Source organism: Bradyrhizobium sp. CAR08, assembly GCF_052871955.1.
In genome coordinates this window covers 303,658-323,757 of sequence record NZ_JBIXJX010000006.1, presented here as the reverse complement: position 1 = coordinate 323,757, position 20,100 = coordinate 303,658, and the positions used below count along the sequence as shown (strand labels likewise).

At 62.5% G+C, this 20,100-nt stretch carries 19 protein-coding genes and 3 pseudogenes; 13 read left to right on the top strand and 9 right to left on the bottom strand.

Annotation, left to right across the window (positions count from 1 at the left end; translation table 11 throughout):
• Positions 1 to 173: 173 nt before the first annotated feature.
• A pseudogene (locus ACIPUD_RS15685) lies at positions 174 to 1,617 on the bottom strand (IS1182 family transposase).
• Between the two features lie 635 nt (positions 1,618 to 2,252).
• On the opposite strand from ACIPUD_RS15685, the gene ACIPUD_RS15680 reads away from it, so the two are divergent.
• A complete protein-coding gene (locus ACIPUD_RS15680; protein WP_446481075.1) occupies positions 2,253 to 2,840 on the top strand; it encodes a hypothetical protein in 588 nt (195 codons plus the stop codon).
• A gap of 36 nt (positions 2,841 to 2,876) precedes the next feature.
• Here ACIPUD_RS15680 and ACIPUD_RS15675 read toward each other — a convergent pair whose 3' ends face one another.
• Positions 2,877 to 3,098, bottom strand: a complete 222-nt coding sequence (locus tag ACIPUD_RS15675; RefSeq protein WP_446481074.1) for a hypothetical protein — start codon at positions 3,096 to 3,098, stop codon at positions 2,877 to 2,879.
• Positions 3,099 to 3,180: 82 nt separating this feature from the next.
• On the opposite strand from ACIPUD_RS15675, the gene ACIPUD_RS15670 reads away from it, so the two are divergent.
• Together ACIPUD_RS15670 and ACIPUD_RS15665 are read left to right on the top strand one after the other, a co-directional pair.
• On the top strand, positions 3,181 to 4,107 hold the full coding sequence (locus ACIPUD_RS15670; RefSeq protein WP_446481073.1) for an ArdC family protein: 927 nt from the start codon (positions 3,181 to 3,183) through the stop codon (positions 4,105 to 4,107).
• A gap of 650 nt (positions 4,108 to 4,757) precedes the next feature.
• Complete coding sequence (locus tag ACIPUD_RS15665; protein WP_446481072.1) at positions 4,758 to 5,075, top strand: DUF736 domain-containing protein; 318 nt, start codon at positions 4,758 to 4,760, stop codon at positions 5,073 to 5,075.
• 207 nt (positions 5,076 to 5,282) lie between these two features.
• Here ACIPUD_RS15665 and ACIPUD_RS15660 read toward each other — a convergent pair.
• Positions 5,283 to 6,195, bottom strand: a pseudogene (locus tag ACIPUD_RS15660) (nucleotidyl transferase AbiEii/AbiGii toxin family protein).
• On the bottom strand, positions 6,192 to 6,929 hold the full coding sequence (locus ACIPUD_RS15655; RefSeq protein ID WP_446481071.1) for a type IV toxin-antitoxin system AbiEi family antitoxin domain-containing protein: 738 nt from the start codon (positions 6,927 to 6,929) through the stop codon (positions 6,192 to 6,194). Before ACIPUD_RS15655 ends, ACIPUD_RS15660 begins: the two are co-directional and overlap by 4 nt.
• Positions 6,930 to 7,191: 262 nt before the next feature.
• Here ACIPUD_RS15655 and ACIPUD_RS15650 point away from each other — a divergent pair.
• Positions 7,192 to 7,399, top strand: a pseudogene (locus tag ACIPUD_RS15650) (DUF2285 domain-containing protein); the annotation flags it as partial.
• A 56-nt stretch (positions 7,400 to 7,455) separates the two neighbouring features.
• Here the strand turns inward: ACIPUD_RS15650 and ACIPUD_RS15645 are convergent.
• The 3 genes from ACIPUD_RS15645 to ACIPUD_RS15635 all read right to left on the bottom strand — a co-directional run bounded on the left by ACIPUD_RS15645 (position 7,456) and on the right by ACIPUD_RS15635 (position 9,406).
• Positions 7,456 to 8,595, bottom strand: coding sequence for an RHE_PE00001 family protein (locus ACIPUD_RS15645; RefSeq protein WP_446481070.1), 1,140 nt, complete (start codon positions 8,593 to 8,595; stop codon positions 7,456 to 7,458).
• 170 nt (positions 8,596 to 8,765) lie between these two features.
• Positions 8,766 to 9,161 (bottom strand): type II toxin-antitoxin system VapC family toxin, encoded by a 396-nt coding sequence (locus ACIPUD_RS15640; protein WP_446481069.1) that lies wholly within the window; start codon positions 9,159 to 9,161, stop codon positions 8,766 to 8,768.
• Positions 9,161 to 9,406, bottom strand: a complete 246-nt coding sequence (locus tag ACIPUD_RS15635; RefSeq protein WP_446481068.1) for a type II toxin-antitoxin system VapB family antitoxin — start codon at positions 9,404 to 9,406, stop codon at positions 9,161 to 9,163. Before ACIPUD_RS15635 ends, ACIPUD_RS15640 begins: the two co-directional genes overlap by 1 nt.
• 1,756 nt (positions 9,407 to 11,162) lie before the next feature.
• On the opposite strand from ACIPUD_RS15635, the gene repA reads away from it, so the two are divergent.
• From repA to ACIPUD_RS15615, 4 genes are all read left to right on the top strand, one after another.
• The gene (gene repA, locus ACIPUD_RS15630) at positions 11,163 to 12,377 is read left to right on the top strand and encodes a plasmid partitioning protein RepA (RefSeq protein ID WP_009859460.1); all 1,215 of its coding nucleotides are present in this window, start codon (positions 11,163 to 11,165) and stop codon (positions 12,375 to 12,377) included.
• A complete protein-coding gene (repB, locus tag ACIPUD_RS15625) occupies positions 12,374 to 13,393 on the top strand; it encodes a plasmid partitioning protein RepB (protein ID WP_446481067.1) in 1,020 nt (339 codons plus the stop codon). The genes repA and repB overlap by 4 nt, the downstream gene beginning before the upstream one ends.
• A gap of 197 nt (positions 13,394 to 13,590) precedes the next feature.
• The gene (repC, locus tag ACIPUD_RS15620) at positions 13,591 to 14,823 is read left to right on the top strand and encodes a plasmid replication protein RepC (protein ID WP_446481066.1); all 1,233 of its coding nucleotides are present in this window, start codon (positions 13,591 to 13,593) and stop codon (positions 14,821 to 14,823) included.
• A gap of 109 nt (positions 14,824 to 14,932) precedes the next feature.
• Positions 14,933 to 15,352: a hypothetical protein gene (locus tag ACIPUD_RS15615; protein WP_446481065.1), complete on the top strand. Its 420-nt coding sequence runs from the start codon at positions 14,933 to 14,935 to the stop codon at positions 15,350 to 15,352.
• 141 nt (positions 15,353 to 15,493) lie between these two features.
• Here ACIPUD_RS15615 and ACIPUD_RS15610 read toward each other — a convergent pair whose 3' ends face one another.
• On the bottom strand, positions 15,494 to 15,694 hold the full coding sequence (locus tag ACIPUD_RS15610; protein WP_085398278.1) for a hypothetical protein: 201 nt from the start codon (positions 15,692 to 15,694) through the stop codon (positions 15,494 to 15,496).
• Between the two features lie 148 nt (positions 15,695 to 15,842).
• On the opposite strand from ACIPUD_RS15610, the gene ACIPUD_RS15605 reads away from it, so the two are divergent.
• From ACIPUD_RS15605 to ACIPUD_RS15595, 3 genes are all read left to right on the top strand, one after another.
• Positions 15,843 to 16,025, top strand: coding sequence for a hypothetical protein (locus tag ACIPUD_RS15605; protein WP_446481064.1), 183 nt, complete (start codon positions 15,843 to 15,845; stop codon positions 16,023 to 16,025).
• Between the two features lie 705 nt (positions 16,026 to 16,730).
• Complete coding sequence (locus ACIPUD_RS15600) at positions 16,731 to 17,042, top strand: DUF736 domain-containing protein (RefSeq protein ID WP_446481063.1); 312 nt, start codon at positions 16,731 to 16,733, stop codon at positions 17,040 to 17,042.
• A gap of 61 nt (positions 17,043 to 17,103) precedes the next feature.
• A complete protein-coding gene (locus tag ACIPUD_RS15595) occupies positions 17,104 to 17,247 on the top strand; it encodes a hypothetical protein (protein ID WP_446481062.1) in 144 nt (47 codons plus the stop codon).
• Positions 17,248 to 17,265: 18 nt separating this feature from the next.
• Here the strand turns inward: ACIPUD_RS15595 and ACIPUD_RS15590 are convergent, their stop codons facing one another.
• A complete protein-coding gene (locus ACIPUD_RS15590; RefSeq protein WP_446481061.1) occupies positions 17,266 to 17,571 on the bottom strand; it encodes an HU family DNA-binding protein in 306 nt (101 codons plus the stop codon).
• A gap of 594 nt (positions 17,572 to 18,165) precedes the next feature.
• Here ACIPUD_RS15590 and ACIPUD_RS15585 point away from each other — a divergent pair.
• The gene (locus ACIPUD_RS15585) at positions 18,166 to 18,927 is read left to right on the top strand and encodes a ParA family protein (protein WP_446481060.1); all 762 of its coding nucleotides are present in this window, start codon (positions 18,166 to 18,168) and stop codon (positions 18,925 to 18,927) included.
• Positions 18,917 to 19,897, top strand: a complete 981-nt coding sequence (locus ACIPUD_RS15580) for a ParB/RepB/Spo0J family partition protein (protein ID WP_446481059.1) — start codon at positions 18,917 to 18,919, stop codon at positions 19,895 to 19,897. The genes ACIPUD_RS15585 and ACIPUD_RS15580 overlap by 11 nt, the downstream gene beginning before the upstream one ends.
• Positions 19,898 to 20,100 lie beyond the last annotated feature (203 nt).

Below are 20,100 nucleotides of genomic sequence, written 5' to 3'. Positions count from 1 at the left end.
AGATTTGGGCGAATGTCCGCTTCGGGTCTTGGTTGTGTGGAAACGGATAGCTCAAAGGCGGTCGTGGTCGACAATCGTTGCAAGCGTTGATGTTTTCAGGTCGGATCGTCTACGTAGCCGCCAAGGTGATTTATTGCGACGGGCGGCGTCGCTTTTGGATGCACTTCCCGCCTTCAGGTGGCTCGGATAGCTGCAATCAGGCTCGGTTTGCCGACGATGTTCATCACCCGTGTGAGATTATAGGCCAGGACGTGCAAGGCCATCTCAGCGGCTACATTCCCTAGGCGCTTCATCAGGAAGTGTGTCGCACCCATACGGGCTTTGATCGTGCCGAAGGGATGCTCGACCGTCTCGCGCCGCGTCCGCATGGCGTCGGGATTGGAATCGAGCCGTCTCTGGACCTCCTCGACCACATGCTCATGCTCCCAGCGCGTGATGCGGCGCTCCTTTGACGGCGTGCATTGGCTCTTGATCGCGCAGCCTTGGCACGCTGCTGTCGACCATAACGGCGCAGCGTCATTCCGTGCTCGATGTTGGTGGAGCGATGGGGCAGTCGCTGGCCGGATGGGCAGCGGTAGACGTCTTCAACAGGCAGGTAGGCGAAGTCCTGTTTGCCGAACCGGCCCTCCGCCTTGGCATTCGACGTCATGGGCTTCGGCAAGGTAACTGCAACGCCAGCATGTTCGCAGGCTAATATCTCTTCTCCGTCGAAGTAGCCACGGTCGGCAACCGCCTCGAGTTTGTCCACTTCGAGCACTTCTTTGGCTTGCTTCGACATCCGAGCAAGCTGCCCACGGTCGTTGCCGACGTTTATGACCTCGTGCGTGACAATCAGATGATGTTCGGTGTCCACCGCGATCTGGACATTGTAGCCGACGACACCCGATCCGCGTCCGCTGGTGGCCATGGAAGGGGCATCCGGATCGGTCAGCGATATCTGTTGATCCGGCGTGTTGCGCATCTGGGCATCAAGCACTTCCAGGCGGCTCATCTCCTGCTTCAGTCGCGCGATCTTTTCCTTGATCCTCGTCGTCTTGATGCTGATCGCTTCCGATGGCTCCTGCCGATCCGCGCTTCAAGTTGACGCAGATATCGACCGACACTTTCCTCGATCTGGGCCATCCGCCTCGCCATCTTGGCATGCGTGAAGTTGCGGTCGCGGTTGTTCACCGCCTTGAACTTGCTGCCGTCGATTGCCACGCTCGGATTCTGCAACAGGCCCATTTGCCGACATAGGGCAACGAACTTCGCGCAAACCTTCCGGATCGCCGCGCCATTGTCCTTCCGGAAGTCGGCAATTGTCTTGTGATCGGGAGCCAGGCGGCCGATCAGCCACATCACCTCGATATTGCGGCAAGCCTCACGTTCCAGGCGGCGACTGGATTGCACCCGATTGAGATAACCGTAGATGTAAAGCTTCAGAAGGACCGCAGGATGATAGGAGGGCCGGCCCGTCTCCTTGGCGATCACACGCTCGAACCCCAGTTTATGCAGGTCGAGCGCCGCGACGAACGCATCGATCACATGGACCGCGTTGTCCTCGCTTACCCAATCCTCCAGGCAGTCCGGCAAGAGCGTCAGCTGGGATCTGTCCGCGCCTTCAACGAAGCGTCCCATCCGTATCCCCCCAATCAGGAAGTGGAGGAATCGTAGCCGACTCGTGGCTTTTCACACAGCCAGGGTCAGAAGGCGAAATGCTGATCTCCCCTACATGGGTCTGCTTTACCCGAGAAGCGGCGCTTATTGAGTGCGCGCCCAAGACCCGCTCCTGACGACCAGGTGCGCGCGCATCGCACGGACGAATGTCCCACTCCGGCCCGACGGTCGTCCGGGGAAGCGGCATGGCGCGGCGGCATAGCGGGACCGTGTCTGAATTCGCGGCTCGTTTCGGCGAACGTCTCGAGCATGGCGCGGCGGCGGCGGTCTGCCAGGGCGAATCTTTCCGGCATCGTCGACCCGGCCCCAACCCTGTCGCCTCTCCCCTCGGGTTTGCTGCGGTCTGCGCCCCCGGCGGTCCGCCTCAAGGCCAAGCCGCAAGCGACCGGAGACCCCCGATCTCGGCAAGGCCCGGCCGCGTCCGGCGCAGGGCCCAGTAGCGTGGCCCCGCTTGTCCGCAACCGAACCTCGCTCGCCTGGCGGTCCCCGGACCTTGAAGCGGCCCTCATCCCGGCGGCGCTGGGCGACGGCACCCGAAGGGAGAGCCGGCAGGGGCCGGACCGAACCCGACGGCGAAACCAGAAAAGGACTTCACCATGACCAAGATCGCTCGCGCACCTCGCACCAACGCCCGGATCGTCCCGCTCCGCCGCGGCGCCACAGTCGAAATGGTCCGGCTCGTTTGCCCGGACGCAGCCCAGGCCACCCGCATCGCCGAGAGCTTCGGCCTCCCCGTCCTCGACAGCGACGGCATCCGCGATCTCCATCAGCGGCTCATCAGCGAGACCGCCGACGCGCTCGGCGAAAGCGTCAACGAACGCGCCATGCAGATCCACCTGCAGCGGATCGTCGGCTCCTATGTCGGCTCAGCCCACGGCGCCGGGCAGTTCTACAGCCGCGCCGTCACCGAAGCGCGCGAGGCGACGGCAAAGCTCGCCAACGACACGCGCGACGAGGACCTCGACGGACCTGTCGGGTTCGAATCCGCGGCCCAGCGCAAGCGCGAATTCGCCGCCGAGGTCGCCGTTCAGGCACACGCACTGCGCATGGCGGCCGAAGGCGCCGCCGCAGCCTACGAGCACGTCGTCGGCGAGAGCTGGAAGCCGTTCGAGCGCCAGCCCGAACAACCCGGCGAGACCGTCAGCCGCAAGGCGGCCGAGGTTCAGATGGCGGCGTTCGGGTGACGCCGCCGGCGGGGCTTCGGCTCCGCCTTTGCTCGTTCACAATCCGACGTCGGCCGGCCCCTGCGGGCCGGCCGTTTTCATGTCGCACATCGCGACGGCGCAAAAGCGCAAAGAGAAATGAACCGGGATGGAGCGCACGTTGCGGCCCGTACCGGCTTTCGGTCGATGCTCCGGCCGGCGCGGCAGCGCAACGGCTCTGCCGTCCTCCACTGCGTTCCGGTCCGGCGTCTCTCCCCTCACCCCGACGACCAGCGTCACCGGATGCGCGACCCCGCAGGCCTTCGCAGCGGACCGCCGTGACGGGCCGCGACGGGCGCGGCCTCCAACGGAGGTTAGAATCATGACTGGTAAGGAAACCAAGCCCCGCGCCGACATCTATGCGCGAATCACCGATCGCATCGTCGCAGACCTTGAGCGCGGTGTGCGTCCGTGGGTCAAGCCATGGAATGCGGCCAACGTGGCTGGGCGCATCACGCGTCCACTGCGTCACAACGGCATGCCCTATCAGGGCATTAACGTCGTGCTGCTGTGGTCGGAAGCGGTCGCGCGCGGCTTCACGTCGCCGATCTGGATGACGTTCAAGCAATCGCTCGAGCTCGGCGGCCACGTCCGTAAGGGCGAGAGCGGAACGATGGTGGTCTATGCCAACAAGATCACCAAGACCGAGCCCGACGAGCATGGCGATGACGTCGAACGGGCCGTTCCGTTCCTGCGCGCCTATACGGTGTTTTGCGTCGATCAGATCGACGACCTTCCGGATCACTATTACGGGCGCGCGGCACCGACCGTCGCGCCGGCGCAACGCATCGCTCATGTAGATACCTTCTTCGCCAACACCGGTGCGAACATCCGGCACGGCGGCGACAAGGCATACTTCGCGCCGGCGCTCGACCTCATCCAAATGCCGCCATTCGAGAGTTTCCGTGACGCCGAGAGCTATGCCGCCACGCTCGCCCATGAATGCGTGCATTGGACGGCGCCGGCGCATCGCGTCAATCGCGATCTCAGCCGCTACGCGAAGGATCGCAATGAGCGGGCGCGCGAAGAGTTGGTCGCGGAACTCGGCGCGTGTTTCCTCAGCGCGGACCTTGGTATCGTGCCCGAACTCGAGCCGCGTGCCGATCATGCGAGTTACCTTGCATCGTGGTTGGAGGTGCTGGCCAACGACAGGCGTTTTATCTTCAGCGCGGCCGCCCACGCTCAGCGGGCAGTCACCTATCTGCACGATCTTCAACCCAAGCCGGCCGAGATCGACCAGGCGGCATGAGGCGCAACGATCCGTGTCTCGGCCGCTTGCGCTCATCGTTCACCTTTCTAGACAATGGCGAAGGCGTCGTCTCACGGCGAGGCCGTTCTTTTGTGCATCATCATGCCTGTGTCGGCGACTGGAGAGGCGGCGCTTCCCATCCCGACGGCGTAGGCGAGATGCGCCAGGCGGATTCTTCTGGCTTCCGAGATGCCCGTCTGTTTCTGGGCGAGCGTCTTTCCGAAGCCGCAGAAGGCTAGTGTCGTCACGATACAACAGTCCGGGGTTGTTATTGCGTCCGCTGGACTGGCGGAAAGCTTACGCGGCGCACGCGAGTGCCTTTCACCAACGCGCCCGTCGTCGTGCGGTGTGGCTTGCCTGTGGCTCAGCCGTATCCTCACGGTTCGGCCTGTCGCGCCCAATGCGTCCTCGATTTGGCATGTCTAACCGAAGGCCGTCGTCGCTGCGCTCCGCCTCGATCAAAAGACCGCAACGGCCGTTCTCGGCTTTCTTCCCCTGGCCGCTGCGCCCATTCTCGCGAGACAAGAAAGCCTCACCCTGGCCGTCCTCTACTGCGTGGCGGCCCTTCGGGTGCGGCCCGATCGCCTCCGGTCAACGACAGCCATCGAGGTCGCGATGGTCGCGGCCCGAGAACGAAAGAGGACACGAACATGGCTACCATCGGCAACTTCAGCGTCAACGGCAACGGCTTCGTCGGCACCGTCAAGACCCTCGCTCTAGGCACCGTCAAGACCAAGATCGTTCCGGCCGAACGCACTTCAGACAAGGCCCCGGACTACCGCATCTTTGCGGGCGCGAACATCGAGTTCGGCGCCATGTGGAAGAAGAAGTCCCAGGACACTGGCCGCGAGTACCACTCGGTCAAGCTGGACGACCCGAGCTTCCCGGCTCCGATCTACGCGACGCTGGTCGAGGTCGAAGGCGAGGAAGGCCACTCGCTCATCTGGTCTCGCCCGAGTCGCGACTGAGACGCCGCGCAGGTGGCCCCGCCGCGAGGCGGGGCCTTCACCCCGTAGGCGGAAAGGAGAAACGATTTTGAACGCGCGCGTAAGGTCGGCATGCGCTGCCTCATTGTGCAGCTTATCCCTTCACGGACAGCTGATGGGGAGACCGGCAGGGCCTCGTCGGCAGTCACACCGCATCACCTGCGGGCCGTGGCGACGGCCCACCTACGCTCATCCAAATAGCCGAGCCAGCGCATTCGATTGCTCGGTGAATTTTCGAGCGTTGGCCTTCCGAAGCCGTTCCAGGTTTTGCAGCTTCCATCGCAGGCCGGGAAGCTGCTCCAAGTGCGGCACGCCCAGTAGCGACCATTCGGGCTCTGCGGCAACCAGCGACAGCAGGAAGCGGCGCTCGTCGGCGCTCAGACCTTGCTGCAGCTCGCGCATCATTCGCTCGCGCGCTGCCAAGAGCGCGTCAAGTTCAACGGGCTCGGTGGTCATGCCCGCGAAATTGTGCTCGAACTCCTGGCGGAGATCCCGCAGCGATGGAAACAGGACCTCGTGCACCGGCCGGTTATGGCTCGCAAGATAGACGACGAAAGCGCGGCGAATGCCCGCCGTGATTCCCTCGTGCACAAAAAGCTGCGTGACATCGAACAGATCGCGGGGATGCTGCCGGTCCATCGCCGCAACCAGTTTGCCGCCATATACGTCTTCGAACGACACCACCGGGATTTCGAGATCCGCCTGCAGCGTGTCACGCGCGGCCTCTGTCAGCGACGCCATGTCCACCGGACGGACGGTGCCGCGCATGACGAAGTTGACCTCGATCTTGACCTCAATGCCCCCTCGCCGCACCATCAGCTTGGTCTCGCCGGATTCCGTCGCGGCCGGCGCATGGGTCAGAAATCCCTGCTTCTGCAGGCGCGCGGCCGACTGACGGATGGCCTCGTTGATGCGCCGCAGCCTGCTCGCGCGGCAGTGTGTGGTTGGGAAACACCAGATCAAGATCGACCGAGAGCCGCGGCATGTCGCGCACGAACAGGTTGATCGCCGTGCCGCCCTTAAGTGCGAACGTATCGTCGACGAGCACCAGCGGCGCCACGCGCGTCAGCAACCGCGCGCTGTCGAGGTAGACCTGGTTCATGGCTTCAGCACCAGGAGCCCATCAGCGGAGCGGGACACCCAGGCCCTGTCGCTGCCCTTGGGCAGTTGAGACGGATCGAGCTTGCTGGCCCAGGGCTGAGAGAGTTCGCGGCCAAGCTGCAGGCACAGACGCACGGTCTTGATGCTGGTGCAGCGCTTGAGCAGGTCTCGCAGCAGATCGGCACGCAGGCTGTAAGTGCTTTCGACCAGCTCGCGCGCTTCTTGCAGCGGCTGCCGGACGCCGACTTCGCTCAGCACCTCCAGCAATGCGCGTTCCGGCGCCGAGACGAGCGGGCCGCCCTTGCGGCTCTCGAAGGGCCTGACTTGAAGCAACGCGCCGGGTTCTTCCTTGAAGAGTCGCTTGCGGTGGTACTCGGCCGGGAAGCGCTGGGTGAACCACTCCGGAAGGCGTCCCGCTTTCCAGCCGTACAGATGGAGGATGGGCCGCTGGGGGACGTACTGGCGGATGCCGTGCCAGTCGAAGGCCGACTTGCCGCCGACATGCAATCCTTCGAAGCTCCGCTGCAGCAGGGCGAGGCTCGGGTGCAAAGTGGGCGGATCGTTTGGTCGGCAATAGACGCCGCGTGCCAACCGTTGCAACCAGCCAGCACGGACATAGTGGACGGCAAGGTCGGCCGATATCCCGAGGGCGGCGAGGTCATCGGAGGTTAGCGGCGCTCCCGGCGCCAAACGGGTACAGAGCCTTTTTAGCTTGTTTCTTGGGGTCGTAGCCATGCTACGATAATAGGAATAATGTCAAAGTTCTGCAAGCCTGAATTGTAGGTCGAAGTCGTAGTCACGCTACGATAACCCGGATTAAGCTAAGAAGCCCCAGATCGACCATGAACTCGTCAGCTGCGATTGCGCTATGCCCGGTGATACCCGACAGGCACCACGCGGTGCCCAATTCGGGTCTACTCACCGGTGCACGAACGCGCCTAATCTCTGCTGACAAGAAACTTGCCGGCGAATACACCCCATGCAGAAGTCACCTTAGGATCCTAATGTCGCCGATGCCGCGCCGACGCGCCACTTCTGACCGGCTACGACGAGCAGCACCTGGTTACCTCTCTCCGTCTGCTCGACGCCGCAGCCGATGGCATCGACTGGAAAGAGGTCGCACGGACCGTGCTGCATATTGACGTCGTGCGCGAGCCCGATCGGGCGCACCGGGCTTGGAAACCCATCTCGCCCGTGCCCGCTAGATCACCGAGCATGGCTACCGGGATCTGCTGCGGGGCGGGCACCGCACCGAGGGCGCTTACAGAATCCCCCAGGCCCGATATCGTCCCCTGCCGGTCACCTCCCGCAGGTCAAGCTCGCCGACCAGGTCCTGAGCGGCGCGCGGCGTGATCTTAAGCTCCTTCGCGATCATACCGGCCGAGGCGATCGGCCGGGTCAGCATATAGTCGAGCAGCGCCGGCAGTTTTGACGTGGCGCGACGGCCGGCGAGTTTTCGGGCGAGCAGGGTTCGCTGGTTAAGCCAGCGGTCGTGGTCCTTGAGACCGGCCGCCGCAGCAGCGGTGATGGCCTCGAGTTGCACGGCGAGTCGCGCCGCCGCGTCGCGCGGCCGCCGGCGTTCGCGGGGGATGGTCTTCAACCCGTCATGCAGGCAGGGCAGATGCCAGCGGGTCTTGGCCCGCGCGCGCAACACGCTGGCTGCCATCAGCCGGCCGAGCCAGGGCGTGTGCTGCAGCGGGGCGATGGCGTCCCAAGCCTCAGTCGCAAGCGCGGCCGCGAGCGTCGGCGGCAATATGCGGGTCTGCTCGACCACGGCGCGCCAGTCGTCGAGACGCGCGTCCTCGTCCCAGTCGGGGTCGTAGACCAGCGGGTTCCGCTCGGACTGGGTGCGACTCCCGCCGGCGAGTGTCCGCTCCGCCTTGGCATTCGCGGCGTCGACCGCGGCGAAGGCGGCGGCTAGGTGCGGGTCGGACTCGATGCCGCCAAGCGGCGTGTCGAGATCAGCGTCTCCGCAATCGTAGCCGCCGACGAAGCTTCGCTCCCCTTCCTTTCGGATGCCCCTGCCCTCCTCCCACTCGCCCTGCCCGGTGCGGCCGCGCAGGCTGTCGAGCCCCACCGGCGATGGCGCCCAATCCGGCTTCGCGTCGGCGATGCGGCGCCGGGTCCGTAGCACGGCGTGGGCGCGGGTGAGTTCGTGGGTCGGGGCGCGGATGTCCATGCCGGCGTCGTGGAGAACCAGATCTTCGAGGTGGACCAATTCGCCTTCTAGCCACAGACTGGCGCAGGCGTCAGTATAATGTGTGCGCGCAATCCAGCCGTCGCGGATCGGGCTCCTGGCCAGGCGTTCGTCGAGCCGGGCAAGCGCGTCCTCGGCGGTGGCGAGTGGACCGGCTAGCTGAGCCCAAGGCAGTGGATCGGGAATTGAGTAACCGTTTTGCAAGGTCTTGATAACCTTAACAGGAATCGTTCAAACGGAAGCTATCACGGAAATAACTTCGGTCATAGCGACAGGCTGGTTCCCCGTGGCGCTCGGCCGCTGCCCGGTAAACTCCCTGCCCTGGTCCGGACAAGCCCCTTCTTTCCGCGCCGCGGCCGCCCCAGCCGGGTCGCTTAGGCGGCTTCGATATCGGTTTGCGGAAAGTCACCGCCCTTGAACATCAAGGGCTGCCCCAGATGCCGGGCGCAAGCGTAGGCAAAACAGTCCCCGAAATTGAGGCTCGCCGGATGCCGGCCCTTGCCGAATCGGTCGAAGGCGTCGAGAGCGAGCCTTGCCGTTTCAGCCGGCACCGCGACAACGGCGATCTCCATCAGCGCCAAATACTCTTCGACCGCTTCGGCGGCGGCGCTGACCGAAAGATCCAGCACGCGCGCGACCGCGACCGCCGCCTCCCATACCGCCAACGGCGACGTCAGACGCGTTCCGGTCTGCTGCAGGCGAGCCAAAAGCTCTCGTGCCTCCTCCTCGTCGGTCAGGAGCGCGGTCAAAGCCGAAGCGTCGATGAACATTAGGTGTCCTCATACAAACTGTCGCGGAACGCCTTATCGGCGGGCAGTCCCTTGGCGGCGTCGCCCCTCGCGCGTAGATCCCGGCAGAACTGGACGCCAAGGTCGACCAAAGACGGCTTGCCCTGCTCGCGCTCGAGCTCATGGGCGAGCGCCACGTGCACTGCTTCGGTGAGGCCGAGTTTTTTTAGCGTGGCCACCTTGCGAGCGAGCGCGTCGGTCTCAGGGTTCTTGATGTGGAAGGCCATGGCGCGCTCCTCTAGACCGCATCGTGTATACCTGTATATCATCACGGATACACAAATGGGAAGGGCCGGCCTCGTCGTTTGCGCCCCGAAGACGTGCGGCCTTCGTGACGTGTGAGGGCAACTTTTATGGTTAGTTGTCTATGAACACCTGCCCTCTCCCTCTCCGGATGCTGCTTCCCTTAGGGCTGTCCTCGCAGGCCGTCGGGACAATAACGACCATCCCCCTCGCCCGCTCCTTCCTCTTTGAATTCTGCGCGGCGCGGATCGACGTCGACTACCGATGGGATACCGACTGGTGCGACGCGCCTTGGCGAATTGAAGCGACTGACGACCGCAGGTCCCAAATTGTTGTCAGCTGACAACATCCATCCTTGGTAGGGCCCTGTTGTCAGCTGACAACAATCGCCCAGGCGGGTCGCTGCTGTCTGCCATGATCCAACGGCGTCCATGGGGCAGATCGGCTTCGTTCGAGAGCCAAGCAGCTCGATATCCGCGCCAGCACCCACCATTGAGAGATCGTATTCATTCGGCGGCCTTGCCGCCTCGCCAAAGGAGCACCCCCCACGCCGGACGCCTTCGGTCAACCTCCCGTTAAACGGGGCCTTCAACCGCGAGCTCGGCCTGGACCTCGCCCAAAGGTCCTGAATGCGTTCGCCTGCTTAGCCCCTCACGCCGGTCCATTGTTGCGCCGGGCGAAACGAGTCAACAGGAGGCTCTTGCGTAGCGATGCGGACTTTCGAGGAAACCGTCCCTATCTGGAACCCGGGCGATCTCGGCGAGCGTTCCCGCGGATGGATCTGAAGGCCCGGCGTCGAGCTCCCCGCTTAAGATTGGATCCGCACCACGGCATCCCGGACAAGGTGGCGGCCCGTTGCCGTTCGTTCGTCGGATCGCACGCGCCCGGGATGAAGCGATGATCGACGCGCTGCGGCACTCTGAAAAGGGCAGAAGGGTCTCCGTTACAGCGCCGAGCCCTGAGGTCGATGTCGCGCCTGACGATCCGTCGGTGTGGCCACACGGAAGTGCAAGAGAAGGGCCAGCGCGCATGACCTGGGATGTGTCTGCTCGGTTGCTTGCGACCTGTTCGTCCGGCCCCGGTGGACCCCTGCGACAGTGCGGTTCTTCTGCTTGCCCTTTTGGGGCGAGCGGCGGCGCAGCGAAGTGACGCGCCAGCCCCCCGATCAACACCCGGGAAGGTCCGGCGCGCCTCCGATCCAAGCGAGACGACATCGTCGCTTTACGGTGTTTTGCCATTCAGCACGGGCGTCTGAGGCAGTTGTCGTAAACGAGGCGGGGAGGGTGCTTCTCGCGGGACCGCGGCGCTAGACGTTGGGCAATGGCGGGCAGGAGCCGACGCTACATGCCGGCGCGATTCTCTAGAGTTTGCCCTACATGACCTGAGATCAGAGCATTGAACGGAGGCTACAAGCCGGGGCATGCCCCGTCGCCCGGACTCCAGCCGTGGCAGCACCGTTCAGCGCAGCGGTTGACGAGCTACAAAATGACGCACTGGGGACTCGTGACGGCGAGCCGACTCACGCCATAGTCGAGGCTCATCCCATTCGCGCTGAGCTGTTGTTGTCAGCTGACAACAACAGGGCGGTGCACCAAAAAAAAGGCCCGCGCGCCGTTTGGCACGTCATCGAGCGTTAATAACTCGTTAACCCTTTAATTCTTGCTCAAATCACAGAATCGTGGCCATCTCTCAAGACGGAGACTAGGCGTCTGACGAGCAGAAACCGTCTTGAGAAGGCAAATGGCGATCTTAGCGGAAGATTCGGCTACCATGAGCGAGACTGCGTCTGCGCGGATCACTCGGCACGCGGGAATTCTTTCCGGCCAGCTTCGCTCGCTCGCGACAACTCTTTTCCCGCCTTCGGCGAGCAAGTCGCTCCGGTCGTTCACCTCTGGAGAGGTTGCGCGAATTGCGGGCGTGTCCGATGGGTACCTTCGGCAGCTCTCTCTTGACGGGCTTGGACCGACCCCAGCGACAGGAACCGGGGGGCGACGGTCTTACACTCTGGGTCAGATTCATGAGTTGCGCGAGTATTTAGCCACTGCGCGGCCGCGCGAAGCAATGGAATTCCTTCCGCGCCGGCGCCCAGGCGACAAGCTCCAAATCATCACCGTCGCAAACTTCAAAGGCGGCTCCGCCAAGACGACGACGGCATTGTATCTGTCGCAATACCTCGCCCTTGCCGGCTTTCGGGTCCTCGCGATTGACCTCGATCCGCAAGCTTCGCTTTCAGCAATGTTCGGGTACCAACCCGAGTTTGACATTGGGGCGAACGAAACCCTGTACGGGGCCATCCGATATGACGAACATCGCCGGCCACTGCGCGAGATTGTCCGGCCGACCTATTTTGACGGGATAGGGCTCGTTCCAGGCAATCTCGAGCTTATGGAGTTTGAGCACACTACGCCTCGAGCAATGGTCGAGCGGCGAGAACGCGGACACGACCTGTTCTTTCGCCGCGTCGCCAGTGCCATCGACCAGGTTGCAGACGAATACGACGTCGTTGTTATCGACTGCCCACCCCAACTTGGTTACCTGACCATGGGCGCGCTAAACGCGGCTACCGCTATGCTCGTGACCATCCATCCGCAGATGGTCGATGTCGCATCCATGAGCCAATTTCTCCTCATGACGTCCGACCTCATGTCCGTCATCGAAGAAGCTGGCGGGAGACTCGATCACGATTTCATCCGGTACGTCATCACGCGTCACGATCCCAATGACGTGCCCGAAGCTCAAATCGTGGCTCTCCTCCGCACCCTCTTTGGTTCGGATGTGCTCCAGGCGACTGTGTGGAAATCGACCGCCATCGCCAATGCCGGTCTCACGAAGCAATCACTTTATGAACTGGAGCGCGGCGCCGTAGGGCGGGGCGCCTACGACCGGGCATTAGAATCGGTCGACGCGGTAAATGCCGAAATCGCGCAACTTCTTAAGAAGGTGTGGGGTCGATGAGCAAACGTACTGACACGATCAAGAGCCTTTTCACGGCCCCGCAATCAAGTGCGTTGTCAGCTGACAACATGCCCGCTGCCTTGCCGCGGGTCTCGTCGGGCTCGGTTCGCTCGTTGAAAGACTCTTTCTCTGAGGTCGAGAAAGAGAACGAGGAGCTTCGCGAAAGAATTGCATCCGGGGCTGTGATACTTGAAATCGACCCCTCGCTCGTCGATCCGTCACCGCTGGCCGACCGTTTTCGAGATCAGGATGATAGCTCGTTCGAAGCGCTCAAACAGTCGATCGCACAGCGTGGCCAAGAGGTGCCCATTCTCGTTCGCGAACATCCTGAAGCGAAAGGGCGCTATCAGAGCGCCTATGGTCATCGCCGCGTCCGCGCCACGCGCGAACTAGGTATTTCCGTCAAAGCGATTCTGCGACCGTTGACAGATGAAGCGCTTGTCGTGGCGCAAGGACTTGAGAACGCACCGCGCGAAGATTTGAGTTTCATCGAGCGCGCCAGCTTCGCGATGCATATCGAGGATGCCGGGCATAGCCGCTCAGTCGTGCAAGATGCGTTGTCGGTCGATCGGGCGGAGGCCTCGAAACTTCTTGCCGTGGCTCGGTCGGTTCCCGCCGAGGTTATTCAAGCAATCGGGAAAGCTCCGAAAGTTGGCCGAGGCCGCTGGCAGTCATTCGCTGAATTGATCAAGGATTCTGCGGCACTCAAACGTGTCAGAGCGGCGGTCGCCGAACCTAAATTTGCAGAGCGCGAAACCGACGCACGATTTCTTGCAGCATTCTCCGCAGCAACCCGTCCATCTCGCGGGGAGCCCCGGAAAGAGCCGGACGAGAAGCCGGTCTTTTCCGTGTCCGGGGATAAGATTGCGCACGTGCGTCAGGCCGAGCGCGAATTGAAGCTTACCATCGACAAGAATGTCTCGACGACATTCGCGGCATTTCTTGTGGACCAACTCCCGGCCCTGTTCGACGCCTTTTCCAAGACGAGCAGTGGCCAGGAAAGTACCGAGACCTGACGGTCTCGTCCCGTAAACACGAACCAGGAGCAGACAAGGCAAAAGAAAAAGGCCCCCGAAACGGAGTTCCGGAAGCCCTTCTCTTCAAGTTTGGCGACTGACAGAGAATCACTTTCGCGAATCGCAGTCAAGAGTTTCTACGCGATTTTATCGTCGTTTCGGCGAGCGGATTTTCTTTGCCCAACTGAGGCAAAGACATGCAGTCACACTCTCCAACGACGCCCTTTGGGCGGCGATCGCTGACGCTTGCCCATGTGGCAAGCCAGATGGTCGCAACCGAACGTCCTCCCGAAAAGATCGTGCACAAATGGAAGATCTTCCACGCCATCTGCACGGCACGGCCGCGCCTTGGGGTGTCGGAGCGCGCGCTCTCGGTGCTAAACGCGCTCTTAACCTTCCATCCCGAGACCGCGCTGACAGGGGAGGATGACCTGATTGTCTTCCCCTCGAACCATCAGCTCGCTCGGCGAGCGCACGGCATGCCGGCATCGACGCTGCGACGCCACCTCGCTGTGCTGGTCGACGCGGGGCTGATCGTTCGACGTGACAGTCCGAATGGCAAGCGATATGCGCGGAAGGACGATGCTGGCGAAATCGAGCTCGCGTTCGGCTTCGATCTGTCACCGCTCGTCGTGCGCTCGGAAGAGTTCGAGAGCCTGGCGGCCGATATCGAAGCCGAGGCCCGCGCACTCAAGCTCGTGCGTGAGCGGATTACACTGTGCCGGCGCGACATCGCGAAGATGATCGCAACCGGCATCGAGGAAGCCGTCCCGACGCGAAGGGGAGGGCAGGGGCCTGCCGATTGGCAGGTCGTGCACGCTGCCTTCCGCGCGATCGTCGATCAGATTCCGCGCACGGCGAGGCGCCAGGAGCTCGAGCCGATCGCCGACGAGTTGTCCCAGCTCGCAGACGACGTGCTCAATCTTCTGGAAGCACACATCAAATCCAAGAATCCGAGCGCCAATGAGTCCCATTCTGAGCGCCACATACAGAATTCAAATCCAGATGCCCTCATTGATCTTGAACCTGTCTTACGAGAAGGCAGGACGGCGGGAGCTGAGCCAAAGCCTCAACCATCGCGAGTCGGGGAGGGGGCGTATCCATTGGGAATGGTCCTGAGTGCATGCCCGGACATCGTCGATTATGCGAAGGGCGGGATTTCGAACTGGCGCGATTTCCTGGCCACAGCGGCCGTCGTGCGATCGATGCTGGGGATCAGTCCGAGCGCCTGGGAGGAGGCGCAAAAGGTTATGGGCGAGGTGCCCGCAGCCATCGTCGTCGCGTGTATCCTGCAGCGCGGGACGGCGATCAATTCCGCTGGCGGTTATCTGCGCGGTCTGACGCGGAAAGCCGAGGTCGGCGAATTTTCGCTTGGCCCGATCCTGATGGCACAGATCAATTCTCGCCGCCGAGACAAGCAGCGGGCGTGAGGCGATGAGGCGCCGTTCCCAGACCTTGCCGTTTTCGCGTAATCGAAGATGCGCGTGCTGACCCGGCTGCTGCGCTGTGTCGACGCAAAGCCGTTCGGAGAGATAGTCAATGGCAAAACACCCTCCAATCACCCTCACGCGGTTTTTCCAGCCTCGTGATGAAGGCGCCGCGGAGCAACGGATGTACGTGGCGGGGTTCGCGGACGAGACGGGCGAGGCCTGGGGAACGCTGATTCCGTTGGATGCGGAGATGGTCGAGCACGCCGTTCTGGGACAACAGACATTCACCATCTGGTGCAACTCCGACGGTGGCATCCAACCGCAGCCGAGCAGCGACAGTCTTTTTGAAGAGCTTCTGGAGAAAGGCCATTTGACGGAGACGCCCCTCGATGAGCTCGTCGCCGAAGCCATCGAGCAGGGCAAGAATGAACCCAATGATGACATCCTCGATATGTTCGACACCCTGCATGAGCGGCTGGTGCGGGCGGAGGGCATGGTCGCTGACGAGATCGCGCGGCGCAGGCGATGACTCCTCGCGCTGCAGTCAGCGCGGTTCAGTGCTGGAGGGCCAGCTTGTACTAACGGGAGCACCGCGACCGCGGGCGGCCGACACCCGGACCGGTCGATGAACACATAGAAAACCGACGACCGGGCCGCGCTCCGACTACTCTTAAGCTTCGCCGGAGCCGGAAAACAGCACCGTCGGTGGCGTCGCGCGCGGCGGCGGGAGAGTCCGACCGCCCGGGGCTCCCGGTTTGCTCTTGAGATCGTATCGCTGGGCTAGGTCGAGCAGCCGCCGCTTGGTGAATGGGTCCGCGTTCTCCGCCAAATCGCGCGCCCGCTGCGCGAAGCCCCTATAAAATTCTTCCACGACGCAACCCCCGCAACAACACTGAGAATCGGATTTCAACGTGAGACGCACTCCGCGTCAAGCGGCCTGGTGCATGCGGACAATTTTCGGCGATTTACTTGTGCTCGCGGCGCACGGGGAACTAAGCTGGTCCCGGCAGGCAAAAATCATGACTCCGCTCTACCTCAGCCGGAAGCTGTGCCCGAAGTGCGGTAAGCCGATGACGGCCGTGCCCGACGACCTCGCGCCCGGCGGGCCGCGCTACGTCTGCGTGGTCTGCGAGGACGATCCGCTGCGCGATCCCCTCGCCCGGAAGTGGTCGGAAAGCCCGCTGCGACCGCCGGCCAAATAACGTTCGGGTTGAATCGAGCCCGGCAGCCGGATTGCTGCAGAGGCCGATTGTGCTCACAACCCTCTCCGACGATGTGGCGGGGCAACCCGAACGCCCAGCTTCGTTCCATCGCGCGTGCCGGCGGAATCATCCCGGACTCGGAGGCCGGCATGACCAGCGACGCATCTGTTTTACGCCTCGGGAGCGTTCGGCCGCATGGATGCGCAGGGCAGGGTTGATCCACATGGCGAGTACGTTGCCAGCCTCGTTATCGATCTTGCGATGGCGAGTTCGACAGGTGCGCCGACGTTGCTGACAGCGACGGTTTCCATTGCGGGTGATGACGCGCCGTCCAGGTGGCCTGCTTAAGGTGAGCTACGTTTCGTTGCGACGCCCTTGCCTTGATGCGAATGGCCGGACCGACTAGGGCCGCCTGTCTTCAGTCCATGTGTTTTCGCGACGGGCGCACCCATCAGCGTCCTCGATAGAGGCTGGTCTGACCGAAGGCCGATCCCGCTTCGCGGGCTCTCGATCTTGTCCCTGCAACGTCCGTCCTCGACTTTCTTCCCCTGGCGCTGCGCACCATTCCTCGCGGTCCAAGAAAGTCGCTGCCGGCCGCCCTCCATTTCATTCCGGCCCTTTGGGTGCAGGTCGATCGCCTCCGGTCCCACGACCGCCATCGAGGTCGCGATAGGCGCGGCCCGAGAAAACCAAGGGAATGAGACAATGGCTACCATCGGCACCTTCACCTCCACGGGCAACGGCTTCTCCGGCGCCATCAAGACGCTCAACCTCAACGTCAAGGCCAAGCTGATCCGTGTAGAGAGTCCTTCCGACAAGGGACCGCACTTCCGCATCTACTCGGGCAACGTCGAGCTGGGTGCTGCCTGGCAGAAAACCGCCAAGGACACCGAGCGCGACTACCTCTCCGTCAAGCTGGACGATCCGAGCTTCCCCGCTCCGATCTACGCCACCCTGACCGAGGTCGAAGGTGCGGAAGGTCTCCAGCTGATCTGGTCCCGGCCGAACCGGGACTGAGGTTCAGCCAGCGGGCTCCGCCGCAAGGCGGGGCCAGCTCCCTTCGACTGGAGATGCGATCATGACCATCGACACCATTGAGGAGTTGCGCGCCGAGCTGCGCGGATGCGTATTCACGCCGGCGGAGCGCAAGGCGCTCGAAGTCGAACTGGCCGAACTCATCCGCCAACGCAACGAAGCGCTCGCAGCCGAGGAGGGGGCATAAGCCCTCTCGTCCTGCATCTTACGATGCGCCGTCGTTACGGTCCGCTCCTCCGTTGAGACCGTCCTCGTTGGCTTTGGCAGGCGTAAAAGTCAGCTTCCTGGAAGCAGCGATCGCAATCGTTGCGCCGGTCGACGGATCGCGGCCCTCACGAGCGGGGCTATCCTTGACCTTGAACTTGCCGAACCCGGGAAGGCTCGTCTCGGCTCCGCTCACGGCCGCATCAGCGATCGCCTTGAACACGCTATCGACGATGGTTTTCGCCTGAGCCTTTGTTAGGTCGTTCTCGGCTGCGATCTTTTCGGCGATCTCATTGGTAGCTGTCATGGGACGAGCTTCGTCTTGTTTCGAATTTGCGCGTCTGACACCAAGGCCGTGGAACAGATAGAGCCGGCACCACAGGCAGAGCCGTAATCCTCGAAAATTGTCAGACTAAGACGGTTTTTCGTCCGCGACAGCGTAACCGCGCCTCCGCTTGGCACGCTCGGGACGCGCGCGTCGCAATGCCCTAGCTTGCAATTGCGCCAGTCCTGATCACAACAGCCGCCCGCAAGAGATCGGCTCCTAGTTCAAAGGTTCCTACGCCTCTTCCAGCCTAACCTGCCTGGGCGAGCCCCTTCGGGGACGGCTCTACTCGCGCCGCCGCGGCAATGCTCCCGGAACCCACAAGCGGTCTCCGCGCCTTCGCGTGACGATCCTCTCGCGACCGCGTCGCAGAGTCCCAGCAACGCGCTCAAGCGTTCCAGAATTTCCCTCGATGGCGGGTGACCTGACTCTTCTGGCAGGGGATACGCCGGATGAATTCCGGGATCGTTCCGGTGGTCGGATTCGCGATCGCTGTTGGTTCAAACCAACATCCGCCACGACATGATTGGACGAAGAAATGCGCCTCGCGCCAATAGACCCATTTCGGACCTTAAGATGAAGACCATTGTCATCAACAATCAAAAGGGCGGGGTCGGCAAGACGACGCTCGCGGTGCATTTGGCCTGGTACATGGCGGAAGCGGATCTCCGCGTTCTCGTGATCGACGTTGATGCGCAGAGCAATGCATCGGATACGTTGAGACACTACGCCGGTTCAACGCTAGCCGCGGATCTGTTCAAGCCGGGGATACGGGTCGTACCTCGGGAAGACGAAGGCCTAACGCTCGCGCCGGCCGATAGCTCGCTGACTGATCTGGATCGTAGCAGTGCGGCCGCCATAACGACTCTGCAAGACAACCTCGCTCTCGCGTCGGATCAGTTCGATGCCTGCGTCATCGACACACCGCCGTCACTTGGACTTCGCAGTGTCGGCTGCTTGGTTGCGGCCTCGCATGTGCTGGCCCCTATTTATCTGGAGGATTATTCGATCAAAGGCGTCAAAGGGCTGATGCAGACCGTGATCGGTGTGCAGAGGCGTTATGGCCGCCAGGATACGAAGTTCCTCGGGTTGCTGCCTTCGAACTTCAACACGAAATCGCCCCGTCAAAGGACCCATCTTGAGCAACTCTTGCGCGAGGCGGGTAAATATGTGTTCCCGGGCCAGATCGTTGCACGGGACGGCTACGCTGAGGCCGTTGCGGAACGCCTGCCGGTCTGGAAGCTGAAGCGCCGCTCTGCGCAGGAGGCTGGTCGGGAAATCCGCGATGTTCTCGCCAAGATCGTTGCGCAGATGGACGAGCCGGCACATGGCGCTTGATCTCAGCTTTAAGCAGCTCATCGACGCGGCGGAAGATGGTGCCGCCACAATCGGACGGCCGACTTGCATCGCCATCGACCATATTGACGAAGATCCGGACCAGCCTCGTCGCAGTTTCGACGAACAGAAGCTGGAGGAGCTTGCGGAATCGGTCCGTCAGCATGGTGTGCTGCAACCGATCGTGCTGAGGCAAGCGACGGAGGAAGGTCGATACGTGATCGTCATGGGTGCGAGGCGGTATCGCGCTGCTAAGCGCGCTGGCCTCGGTGACATCCCGGCTTTCATTCATGCCGCTGGTTCTGCGGACCGCTATGTCCAGATGATCGAGAATATCCAGCGCGACGACCTCAATGCTCCCGAAATTGCGGCGTTTATCGCCGGCCGCTTGGAGCAGGGTGATAACCAAGCCGACATCTCGCGCAAGCTCGGCAAGCCGAGGGACTGGGTGTCTCGCTACGCGTCGGTCCAGAGCATGCCGGAGTTTCTCCGGTCGAAGCTTGCGGGCTCATCAATCCGTGCTGTGTATGAACTCTACCAGGCTTGGCGTGAGCAGCCCAACGCCATCGAGATTTTATGCGCAGCACAGGAGAGCTTCACCGATGCCCAGGCCCGTCAATTGGCTCGCAAAGTTCGGACGGGAGTCCGCGGCTCCCCCGCTGATGGAGAAGGGCCGTCTGGAGCTCAACGCGCACGAAGCCCGATCGCACCGCAAGTGGAATTGCTACCCAAAGAGAGAGACCCCGTGGCGGCGATCGCAGAAAAGCCCCCCGACTCTTCGGTCGATCGGAACGGGCGAATGAGCACATCACTGACGATCAGAGTGCGTCACCAAGATCGCACTGGCTGTCTTATTGTCGATCGACTTGCGTCTCAAGGGTCACGGCACGCAGTCCTGTTGGTTGATGGCGCAGAAGACGCGGAAGAGGTTCCAGCATCGACCATCACAATCGAAGAGATCCGTTTCGCATGAAGCTTGTCTTTGACAGCCTCCTCAGAAACGCTGGTGCAGTTCGTGCGCCGGCGGAGCGGATTTCCCATCCGAAGGATGGCGCGTTAGCGCAGCAGCCGCAGGCCGAACGCGCCCCCCACAGCGCTGGAGAGAGGCCGGAGGCTGCTGGAAAGCCGCGGCCCACATATTCGGTGCCAATATTGCCGATCGGGACGCGCGGCGTT

Excerpts from the sequence above, each read along its gene's own strand:
- ACIPUD_RS15665 (WP_446481072.1), top strand. The coding sequence starts at position 4,758 with ATGGCTACCATCGGCAACTTCAGCGTCAACGGCAACGGCTTCGTCGGC.
- repC (WP_446481066.1), top strand. The coding sequence starts at position 13,591 with ATGCAGTCACACTCTCCAACGACGCCCTTTGGGCGGCGATCGCTGACG.
- repB (WP_446481067.1), top strand. The coding sequence starts at position 12,374 with ATGAGCAAACGTACTGACACGATCAAGAGCCTTTTCACGGCCCCGCAA.
- repA (WP_009859460.1), top strand. The coding sequence starts at position 11,163 with ATGGCGATCTTAGCGGAAGATTCGGCTACCATGAGCGAGACTGCGTCT.
- ACIPUD_RS15580 (WP_446481059.1), top strand. The coding sequence starts at position 18,917 with ATGGCGCTTGATCTCAGCTTTAAGCAGCTCATCGACGCGGCGGAAGAT.
- ACIPUD_RS15635 (WP_446481068.1), bottom strand. The coding sequence starts at position 9,406 with ATGGCCTTCCACATCAAGAACCCTGAGACCGACGCGCTCGCTCGCAAG.
- ACIPUD_RS15590 (WP_446481061.1), bottom strand. The coding sequence starts at position 17,571 with ATGACAGCTACCAATGAGATCGCCGAAAAGATCGCAGCCGAGAACGAC.
- ACIPUD_RS15680 (WP_446481075.1), top strand. The coding sequence starts at position 2,253 with ATGACCAAGATCGCTCGCGCACCTCGCACCAACGCCCGGATCGTCCCG.
- ACIPUD_RS15640 (WP_446481069.1), bottom strand. The coding sequence starts at position 9,161 with ATGTTCATCGACGCTTCGGCTTTGACCGCGCTCCTGACCGACGAGGAG.
- ACIPUD_RS15605 (WP_446481064.1), top strand. The coding sequence starts at position 15,843 with ATGACTCCGCTCTACCTCAGCCGGAAGCTGTGCCCGAAGTGCGGTAAG.
- ACIPUD_RS15670 (WP_446481073.1), top strand. The coding sequence starts at position 3,181 with ATGACTGGTAAGGAAACCAAGCCCCGCGCCGACATCTATGCGCGAATC.
- ACIPUD_RS15600 (WP_446481063.1), top strand. The coding sequence starts at position 16,731 with ATGGCTACCATCGGCACCTTCACCTCCACGGGCAACGGCTTCTCCGGC.
- ACIPUD_RS15585 (WP_446481060.1), top strand. The coding sequence starts at position 18,166 with ATGAAGACCATTGTCATCAACAATCAAAAGGGCGGGGTCGGCAAGACG.
- ACIPUD_RS15615 (WP_446481065.1), top strand. The coding sequence starts at position 14,933 with ATGGCAAAACACCCTCCAATCACCCTCACGCGGTTTTTCCAGCCTCGT.
- ACIPUD_RS15655 (WP_446481071.1), bottom strand. The coding sequence starts at position 6,929 with ATGGCTACGACCCCAAGAAACAAGCTAAAAAGGCTCTGTACCCGTTTG.
- ACIPUD_RS15595 (WP_446481062.1), top strand. The coding sequence starts at position 17,104 with ATGACCATCGACACCATTGAGGAGTTGCGCGCCGAGCTGCGCGGATGC.